Origin of the sequence: Mycobacterium sp. (assembly GCF_049280035.1) — a bacterium.
In the GTDB taxonomy this organism is placed as follows: domain Bacteria; phylum Actinomycetota; class Actinomycetes; order Mycobacteriales; family Mycobacteriaceae; genus Mycobacterium.
In genome coordinates this window covers 1-1,500 of the sequence record NZ_JBAPPI010000136.1, presented here as the reverse complement: position 1 = coordinate 1,500, position 1,500 = coordinate 1, and the positions used below count along the sequence as shown (strand labels likewise).

The 1,500-nt window shown below is 67.9% G+C and carries 1 protein-coding gene; it reads left to right on the top strand.

Features of this window, described 5'->3' with window-relative positions:
• Positions 1 to 444: 444 nt before the first annotated feature.
• Positions 445 to 1,500: DUF7159 family protein (locus WAN71_RS04445; RefSeq protein WP_422224171.1), on the top strand; the 1,056-nt coding region annotated here is incomplete at its 3' end.

Below are 1,500 nucleotides of genomic sequence, written 5' to 3'. Positions count from 1 at the left end.
CTCCGGCGCCGGTCCACGCTCCGGCGCCCGTTCGGGTGCCTGGTCCTGCTCCGGTGCCCGCTCCATTGCCAATTCTGGTCCCAGCGCCAGCTCCGCCACCGCTCATACCGCCGATCCTTCCGCGAATCTTTGGGCCGCCCGAGAGTCCCTGGGGCGGCGATCACGACGGTGGTGGCTGGGGCCACGGCGGCGGCGGCTGGGGCCACGGTTTCGGGGGAGGACACGGCGGCTTCGGCGGAGGCTTTGGTCACGGCCGTGGGTAAGAGTCAACGCATAGCCAGCGGTCGCCGGCCATCTGTAAGGTCGAAGGGGCGAAGACCGGGGAGTGACCCATGTCGCTCCTGCCAGCACTTGAGGAACCTCGGCAATCCGCAATGCACTGGCTCGGCGTGGTGATCAGCTCCCGATAATCCCGGTCAGTCAACAAATAGCGTTGGAGGAGTAGTGGACACCGTCCTTGGCGTGTCGATGGCACCAACAGCGGTCCGCATGGTTCTGGTTGAGGGCGAAAATGCCGACGGCGTCACGGTCGACGAAGAGGGCTTCGACGTCAACACGGCCGACGCACCAACCGTCAGAGCGGCCGACCAGGTGGTTGCGGCGATCCTGGGTACCCAGGAAGGTGCCGTCGAAAGCGGCTATCAATTGCGCTCGACGGGTGTGACCTGGACGGATCCGGTTGAGGCGGCTGCGCTGCGGGACGCGCTGGCGGCCCGCAAGGTCGAGAACGTCATGCTGGTGTCGTCGTTTTTGGCCGCTGCGGCGCTGGCGCAAGTCGTCGGCAACTCGGTCGGCTATGCGCAGACCGGACTGTTGTTTGTCGAGCCCGACACCGCGACGCTGGCCGTGGTGAACACCGCCGACGGTTCGATCACCGATGTACACCGCCAGCCGCTGCCCCCCGGCAGTGATCCCGTCGCCGAGCTGTCCGCGATGGCTTCCGGCGCCGAGGCGTTGGAAACGCGTCCGGACGGCCTGTTCGTCGTCGGCTCGGGCGTTGACATCGCCCCGATCAAGGCGCAGTTGGAGGCGGCGACCGCGCTGACGGTCAATGCGCCCGAGGAGCCGGAGACAGCGCTTGCCCGGGGCGCCGCGCTGGCCTCGGCCAACGCGCCGTTGTTCTCCTCGTCGACCGCTGCGCTGGCCTATGCACAAGATCCTGGCACCGGTGCGATAAACCCGGATGCGGTGGCGCCCGGGTACTTCGACGTTGCCGTCGACGGCGCGTCCGGCGAGCAGGCTCTGGCTTACAGCGCGGTTACCGACGAGGAAGCCGATGCCTACACCGCACTCGCAGGCGAGGAACCATTTCCGACCGGCACCTACACCGGCACCTTTGCCATTCCCCAGGAAGGTGGCCGCAGACCGCTGGTCCTGGTGGTCAGCGCGGTCGCGGCGATCTTCGTGGTAGCCGCTGCAGCACTGGTCGTCGCGCTGGCGATCAGTATGCGGCCGACGGCCGCGGTCCGACCCGAGCCGGGCCATAACGCGGTCGCACCC